This window comes from Seonamhaeicola aphaedonensis, assembly GCF_003386195.1.
Classification (GTDB): Bacteria; Bacteroidota; Bacteroidia; order Flavobacteriales; family Flavobacteriaceae; genus Seonamhaeicola; species Seonamhaeicola aphaedonensis.
Window position 1 is genome coordinate 140,745 of record NZ_QRDX01000002.1, and the last position, 8,796, is coordinate 149,540.

Consider the following 8,796-nt stretch of genomic DNA (forward strand, 5'->3'; position numbering starts at 1 on the left):
ATCCACCTGTATTGACAGGAATGCTACCATCAGACGTAGAGGATATCAACGACTGTAAGCCAATGGCAATAGCAGACGCTCCAACAGAGGGAGAGATAGCGGCGTTGTTCACAGAAGACTGTGGCAGTGTGGTTGTAACCCGTTCAGGTCCAGTAGATGAAGGTGATGACTGTTTATGGAGCTTGACATACAGCTACGAGGTTAAGGACAGCTGTGGCAACTTATATGGATCATTCGATGTTAAGTACAGTGGAGGCGATAAGGATGCACCTGTATTGACAGGAATGCTACCATCAGACGTAGAGGATATCAACGACTGTAAGCCAATGGCAATAGCAGACGCTCCAACAGAGGGAGAGATAGCGGCGTTGTTCACAGAAGACTGTGGCAGTGTGGTTGTAACCCGTTCAGGTCCAGTAGATGAAGGTGATGACTGTTTATGGAGCTTGACATACAGCTACGAGGTTAAGGACAGCTGTGGCAACTTATATGGATCATTCGATGTTAAGTACAGTGGAGGCGATAAGGATGCACCAACTATTACACCTCCTTCAGGATATACAATCTGTAATGATGCTGTACCAGCACCAGAAGATGTTTTCGCTTCATGGTCTGATAATTGTTCAGCGGGCAGCAACAGTTTACCAGCAGAGAGTAGAGTGTTAAGTAGTTCTGGTGAATGTTCAGAAACATATACATATACTTTTAATGTCATGGATGAGTGTGGTAATCCAGCAGAAACTGAAACGATTGATATTATCAGAGAATTCGATAAAATCGGCGAATGTGAAACCGCCTTTGCAACTTTAGATCCAGAAATGGGTTGCTTTATAAATGATGGTTTCAGACGTTGGGGATGGACCAATTATTTAGAGTGTGAAGGGGAATACATCATGCCATTATATGCAGGTGCAGCACATTGTGATATAAGTAAAGGAACCAATGTAGGTACTGTAACTGTGGATTACTCAAATGGTATGGTAACCGTAACTTATGAAATAGATGATGCAGATAGTGGAGATGGTTTTGGCTATGTTATGACCGAAGCACATGTGTATGTAGGTTGTGATCCATACCCTATGAAGAATGGTGTAAATACGGTTGCTCCAGGGCAGTATCCATTTAACCCGATAAGCTTGGGTAATGTTAGGACTTACTCCGTTAAGGTTACAGATGTAACAGGACCAATTTATGTTATTGCGCATGCAGTAACTTGTAAAGTGTTGTGCATGTGTTCTCTAGATGAAAGTGATTTATTATCTGATAATGAAGGTGGAGGTTTAGATAATCCATTCAGTGGTAATATTTTATGTGAATCTGAAGACGATGAAGATACTTTTGGAGCATCATGTGATAACTGTCCTGGAGTTACTAATCAAGATCAGGTAGATACTGATGGTGATAATGTTGGAGATGCTTGTGACGAATGTCCATATGATGCAGACAACGATATTGATGGAGATGGCTACTGTGCAGATGTTGATGCTTGTCCAAATGATCCAAACAAAACCGAACCAGGTGATTGTGGTTGTGGGGTTGCTGAGGGCACTTGTGATGGTCTTCAGGCTAAAACAGTCGACTTTAAAGCTTATCCAGTACCGTTTGATGAAGAAGTTACACTTAAGTATTCATTTGATTATGATACGGATATTACCATTGAAGTATTTGATATGAAGGGAGCCTTAATAAGATCTTCTGAGGTTTCAAACTACTCTAAAGCGAGTATAGGGGAAACCAAGCTAGACTTATCTGGAACAGACAATCAAATGTTCTTTGTAAGATTAACAACTAATGAGGGAACCGTAATAAAGAAAATTGTTTCCTCTACACCTCAATAATACATTGAAGGAAGTAATAAAGCAAAAGAGCAGTTCAAAATGAACTGCTCTTTTTTTTAATGCTTAATAATTTTTAACGTTTGTATGATGTTGTCATCAAGAGCAGCTTTGACAATGTAAATCCCATCGGTTTGATTAGATAAATGTACTTGCCCTTTAATGCTGTTTATGTCTTGGGTCAAAACATGAGCTCCAAGTATATTATATACTTCTACATATCTTATTGCTGAAATAGATGATTTTAATGTTAGCGTTTTATCACTTGTATTATAAAAGTGACTAAATTCATTGATTTCAAAATCATCATTGCTGAGTGAAGGAGCCGAAGATGAAATCTCCACATCATCAATATGAAGCTCATATTGAGAAGATGGCATATTATGATGTCTAAAAGCGACATAAACAATATTACCGGCTAATGAAGAGATGTCTAAACTTCTATCAACAAAAGTTGTTCCTGCACCTCCATTTTGGCCTATAATTTCATTAAAAGATATACCACTTGATAGAAAATCAGAAGTATCATTACCTGTAGCTACATAAACGGTATAGTTTTCGTTAGCAAAACTTGGGTTGATCCCTCTGGCTTTCCAATTTAAGTAAATATCATCACCTGAAGAATAAGAAGTTATGTCAATACTATAAGAAATAATCCAGTTATCTGGAAATACAAATCCAGCAGCATCCCACGACCTTGAAACGATACATGGATTCCCATCTAAGCCTGGAGTTCCATCTAAGTCAAAATCTTGAACAAACCATTTGCGGTTATCCATATCAGCATCTATAAGGTCCCAACAGGCTGTAATTTTATTTTGGTCGCTAAAGTTTTCCTGAGCCGGTGGAACAGTAACATTACAAGCAACATTGGTTTCAGAAACCATAAAATCGAACCCTGAAGAGCTCCAGCGGTTATCAAATACAATATAATAGGTAGTACCACTAGAAATAGGGAAATTAGCTTCAGAAAGCAAATTCGATGGTGAAATATCATCGCTACTAGCTAAGCATGATAAACTACCGCAGGTTCCTGAATAGATATACATATTAGTGTCATCACCTGAGTTACTTCCCAAGTCCGTGGTTACGCTAGCGAATCCGTCCGTTGAAGCCGTATAAGCATACCACTCTGCCTTAGTTCCAGCGGTATTTGAGTCACATATTAAGGTCGCGGCACTTCCATTTATGGTACCGACAGAGTGACTTCCTGCAGAGATAGTACCTGGAGAAGCACATGAGTTTTGAGAGTTGATGTTAAAAGAAATTGTTAGAACACAACATAAGAGTAATATTTTTTTCATAATCATGTAGGTTAAGATGGTATCAAATATATAAACATAAAAACATTATAACCTATAAAATAGTCATTTAATCGATGAAATACATATAATTAACACAAAAAAGAAAGAAAATAAATACAATTATATTCATTTATAACTTAAAAATTATGGCAAGATTAATTTATTTATCTAATGTATTGACTATTAGGTCTTTAAAACTATTTAAAAATTTATTAAGACAGAATGTTCATGAGAATAGGTAAGATTATCGTTCCGAATTGAATCCTATTTTAGCTAAATATTTAATCGAAATGAATTCCTCGACGTTCTGTATAAGGGTTTCAGCAGAAACTGCTATCCCAAACTGTCAGACCGAGCTTGCTTTGCTGAGCGCAGTCGAAGCATCAAAGTCTCATTTCGGGATCTAAATAAAAGCCTTTAAGTTTTTGGCTCTGTACCATAATGCGATGTTGTTTTGAGCTTGCCGAATGAAACAAGCGAAACCTAAGTTGAACGCAGTTGAAGTATACATACTAAGGCTCTCCATTGCGGTAGTTAGTTTCAAGAAATTCTTTTGTTACAGGTATACAGCTTAAATATAAAAAGTAAAATTCATTAGTTAGAATAAATTATTAAATCCCAACTAATGGATTTTGTGTGAGGTGATTGATATAAACTAGTTAAGTACTATTTTAATCATCTTATAAGCATTTTCTGTACAAACTCTAGTAATATATGCTCCAGTAGCTAAATGACTTGTGTCAATTTCAAGATTTTTGCCAGTATCACTAATAGATAGAAGCATTTTCCCAGAGGTGTCGAATAGTTCAACATTACTCAAATTAATAGGAGATTTAAAATGTAGGGCTTTTGTGCCTCCATTTTGCCAATACTTAAGTTCATTGAGAGCAACATCTTCTATACCTAATACGGTCTGTGCTTCAACAACCACGTCATCAATATTCACGATAAATCCTTCATCGGGTACAGCATTCCAATGTCTAAAGGCTATATATACAGTAGATTGCCCTGCAAAGGATGACATATCAAGGCTCTGTTCTGTGAGTAAATTTATACCATCTAAATTATAGGTCATTGATGTACCATTCAATAGGTCATTGATAACCGAAGAAGTAGCTATATAAACGGAGTAGTTCTCATTGTCAAACTCTGGCCCATCTGGCGCTGCAGCTTTCCACTTTAATGTGATGGCACCACTAGCGTTAGACAAATCAATACTAGGTGATATAGCCCAATTATCAGGGGCTAAATTTACATCGCCGTTAATATCGTATGAAACAGATTTTAGAACTTCTTCCAAAATATTAGGATTAGATTCTAACTGGGCTTCCCAATCAAAACCATCGCTGCTGGTTTCATTATTAGTAATGGTCCAATCAGAAATATCTAAATCGTCAAAATTATCAGACCAAACCACTGTTTGGGAATAAACTGTTGTAATCATTAAGTAGAAAAGGATAAAAGTAATTTTTTTCATACGCTTATATTTATGGTTTTTTAATTGCTTTGACCACATATCTATTAAACATGTCAGTCTTTTTTAAATAGGCTAAAAATTTAAACTGTCTTAATTTACAAATATTTGCCATACCTATTATTTTTTTTAGATGAAAGTTTAAAAATGAGTTATGACCTGCTTTGTATTCCCTTTTTATCCGCTCAAACGTTGATTGATAAAAAAGATGGCCTTTTAAATAATTGGGCATTAAGGACTTAAAATTTTAATTTTTTTTTTGGGCATCCATAACCAAAATACCTGCGTATAAAGTGTGGGGATTGATTAATAGCATTTTCTTCTCTAAAAACAATAATGTATTTAATTGCTTACATTATTTGTTAAAAAGTTAGTATTTCATCGATTAAATGCTTAAAAATCAGATTAATTGAAATTAATTTAATAAGTTTGGTTTCCAAACCTACGATGTTATGAGAAAATTTTACAGGATAAGTCTTGTACTTGCATTATGCTTATACGCTTTCAATGTGCTGGGGCAAGACCATAGCTTGATTCAAAGAATTCCATTCGATTTACAAATTCAACTTTCCGATGCCATTATTGAAGGCGAAGTAATTTCTAAAGTTTCTTATCTGGATGAAATTCAGAACAGTATTTACACGGTTAACACCATTAAAGTATATAAAGTATTTAAAGGAGAAACTATTTCAGACGTAGTTGAAATAATCACACCAGGTGGCGTAATAGGCATGCAGGCTTTGGTAGTGTCTCATAGTTTAAATCTAGGAAAAGGAGATATTGGGGTGTTTATGCTCGAAAATACCAATACCTCTCAAAATATACAAAGCCAATTAAGTGACTCCAAATCTAAATACAGATCTTTTGGTGCCACGCAAGGCTTTTATAAATACGATTTAAGAACGAACAAGGCTGTAAATCCGTTTTCGATAACAAACAATATTGAGGAAAATTTCCATAAGAAAATTACTTTAGAGAGTGGGCAGTCAATTAAAGAGCTATCAGCGTTCAGTCTTAGGGAATATTCAAATAGTGAAGCATCCTTATCAAAAACAACTACCGTAAGTAAGTCATCAGTTTTGGCGCCGGCCATTACTTCATTTTCTGCCACAGATCATTCTGCAGGAACAAAAAGCGTGTTAACTATCAATGGCTCTGGTTTTGGAACTACAAAGGGAACCGTTGGTTTCAGTAACGCAAATTATGGCGGGGCATTGCATACTAATGCGCTAGATAATCAAGTTTTAAGTTGGTCTGATACACAAATAGAGGTAGAAATACCCGATGAAGCAGGAACAGGCACCTTTATGGTTAATACCGAATCGAATGGTTCCATAGAGTCTAGTATAAATTTAACGGTAGATTATGCCCAAATTAACCTGTCTTACGATATAGGTTCTGGTGAAGAAGATTTTCAAACCCAGCACATAGATTTAAATGGTACTGGAGGTATGACCTGGACTATAAACGAAGATTTTTACAGTTCCAATGCCCAAGTGCCTTTCGAGCAAGCCATGGATACATGGACCTGTGAGTCTGGAATCAATTGGAATGTGGGGAGCACAACCCCTTCTGCAACATTAGATCCATCCGATGGTGTTAATTTGATCACTTTTGGTAGTTTATCATTGGGAACCTTGGGGTATACGTTTTCCAGCTATTCGGCTTGTTATCAAGATGGTGCAATAAAGTGGTATGTTACAGATATCGATATTATTTTTAACAACAATATCAATTGGAATTTTGGTAGTGGCCCACCGCAATCTGGAGAAATTGATTTCGAAAGTGTGGCCGTACATGAATTGGGGCATGCACATCAATTAGGTCATGCTATAGATTCCAATGTGATTATGCATTATTCCTTATCTAGTGGAGAGATGGTACGTGCATTAAGCACCGAAGATATGGCTGGTGCCAACGGTATACAATATAGAAGTTCTAACGAACCTATATGTGGCCAATCCGTTATGGCACAAACGGCATGTTCAGAAGGATCTTTAAGTACAAACGAGCATATATTAGATGAAAATATCTCTATTTACCCCAACCCTGTAGCGTCCCAATTGTATATTAAGAAAAAAGGGGGGATACAAATAAATACTATTAGCATATATAATATACAAGGTAGAAAAGTACACACCGCTAAAAGCAATAAAACTTTAGAAACGATTCATGTAAGTAAGTTTACACCTGGTCTTTATATTCTTGAGTTAGAGACGGAATTTGGTTCTAAATCTGAAAAAATTATTATAAAATAACCGGTTATGTATTTTGGTTCAAATCAATTACCAATATGTCAGTTTGAGTGATCCCGAGTATTCGGGATCGTATCTAGAACTATTTCAATGACTAAAATTCTTTTCTCGATAGTTCTACTAAGAGCAGTAGAAGTACAAATGTTATTTATTTTAATCGTAAAATTTACTCGAATTGTCAATGTTTTATCAAAACCCACAACGGGTTAAAATAACTATTTGTTAATCAGTTTAATACACTTTATTTATAGCATATAAGACTTTTATAAATCCAGAAGTAATAAGCGTTTTTGTTAGTAAAATTGTTAGATCTACTGTCTATTTAAAGAGAAATCATGTCATTCATCGATAGAAGCTAACCTTTAGGCTAATAGTTATAAAATGTAAGTATATTCTTTTTTTTCTTACTCTTTTATTTCTTAAATTTAACTAACTTTTAGTAACTTAAAGGTATTTCTTTCCTAAGAGAAATCTAGATTAATAGCACAATTTAGATTATAAGCATTTGATTAATAGCAGTGTTGAATGCCCTTTCTCTACTTCCACTACCTTACATAGGTTATGTGAAAAATTTTTGTATTTAAATTTTTGTACGAGCCCTCACTCTACATGGTCTTTAGCGTATGGTTGTTATGTAAACATTAGTTATTAACCTTAAACTAAAATGTTATGTTTATGTACAATTTTACACTAATTAAAAGGTATTTAAAACTAAAGGCCTTTAAAAAATTATTATTGAGTTGTTTAGTTCTTTTTATGGGACTATCATCACAATTCGCTTTTGGTCAAAGTATTGATAAACTAGAACAATGGGCCAATGGTAGATTACCTTATCCCGAATTACAAAATCAAGGTTGGGTAACAGGAAATGTGGTAGCTTCTAAAGCACATTTTACCGAATGTATGACCATACCTTACAGATTAGAAGCATCTGGCTTACAAAATGGAATTACTTATAGAGTAAAAATAGGATATGATACAAAAAAAGGAGGCAAGCATGCTATTGACTATCTAACATCTTATGATTTTGATAGAAATCATGATTTATTTGGGCATGATTTAGCTGATGAACCTATATTACAATTTGATGGTCTTACAGTTGATTACAGTTTCTACGCACCTCCTGAAAAGGTTACTTTACCAACACCAATAGGAACACCTACACATGTAGATGCTGATCCTAATTTTACAGTAACAGAATTTGAAGCAGTAAGGGATCAAGGGGAAGCAGAAATTACAATTTATGGAGGAACAATTTCAGGCATAGGTTATCTAGATGGAGATCAAAATGTTGGTGATCCTGAAGGCACATTATCCTCATACATGTATGTTGATTTTACTTCTACTACAGGAAATGTATTAATGCTTTGGGGTGGTCATATTGCATCTTCAGAAGTATGGGGTGATGGTTTTGCAGCATCTGGTATTAATGGTAGTCCATATCATATGTTCGTTCAAGATTGTGCGGGACCAGATGGTATTGGAAATTCAGGTGATGATTTAGGTGGTTGTGGTAATAAAGAAGTACAATTAAGCGATCAAGCAGTACAAGCACCACCATCTTGTCTTGTTGAAGGACCTGATGATGTTTGTGCTGGAGGTGACCCTCTTGATTTTGATGCAACATCAGATACTGGAGAAACTTTCGTTTGGAGTTTAGATAACATAACTGGATCGGCAAGTCCATCCTTTGTTGGTGGTGTTAATACTGGTTCAATGATATCTGTAAACCCAGGAAATGGTGCTGGTACTTTTGAAGTTAATGTTACTGTTTCTTTGGCTTCTATGGGAGGTACGTTGCAATCGGAATGCGGTAAGACGGTTACAGTTTATGAAGTACCAGTAGCCGATGCAGGAGAACCAGAGCGTAAGTGCGATGTTAGCACATTTGACATCATGGGTAATACTCAAGCAGGTTTTACAGGTAC

General features: G+C 35.7%; 5 protein-coding genes. 3 read left to right on the forward strand and 2 right to left on the reverse strand.

Features of this window, described 5'->3' with window-relative positions; all coding sequences use genetic code 11:
- On the forward strand, window positions 1-1,838 hold a 1,838-nt coding region (locus DFQ02_RS04340), incomplete at its 5' end, for a T9SS type A sorting domain-containing protein (protein ID WP_116039778.1).
- 56 nt (window positions 1,839-1,894) lie between these two features.
- Here DFQ02_RS04340 and DFQ02_RS04345 read toward each other — a convergent pair.
- Together DFQ02_RS04345 and DFQ02_RS04350 are read right to left on the reverse strand one after the other, a co-directional pair.
- On the reverse strand, window positions 1,895-3,139 hold the full coding sequence (locus tag DFQ02_RS04345; protein ID WP_181896350.1) for a T9SS-dependent choice-of-anchor J family protein: 1,245 nt from the start codon (window positions 3,137-3,139) through the stop codon (window positions 1,895-1,897).
- A gap of 655 nt (window positions 3,140-3,794) precedes the next feature.
- Window positions 3,795-4,616 (reverse strand): T9SS-dependent choice-of-anchor J family protein, encoded by an 822-nt coding sequence (locus DFQ02_RS04350; RefSeq protein WP_181896351.1) that lies wholly within the window; start codon window positions 4,614-4,616, stop codon window positions 3,795-3,797.
- Between the two features lie 449 nt (window positions 4,617-5,065).
- Between DFQ02_RS04350 and DFQ02_RS04360 the strand changes: the two genes are divergently transcribed.
- Both DFQ02_RS04360 and DFQ02_RS15140 read left to right on the forward strand, forming a co-directional pair.
- Window positions 5,066-6,871 carry a T9SS type A sorting domain-containing protein gene (locus DFQ02_RS04360; protein WP_116039782.1) on the forward strand — a complete coding sequence of 602 codons (1,806 nt, stop codon included), beginning with the start codon at window positions 5,066-5,068 and terminating at the stop codon, window positions 6,869-6,871.
- Window positions 6,872-7,543: 672 nt separating this feature from the next.
- Window positions 7,544-8,796: hypothetical protein (locus DFQ02_RS15140; protein WP_220340207.1), on the forward strand; the 1,253-nt coding region annotated here is incomplete at its 3' end.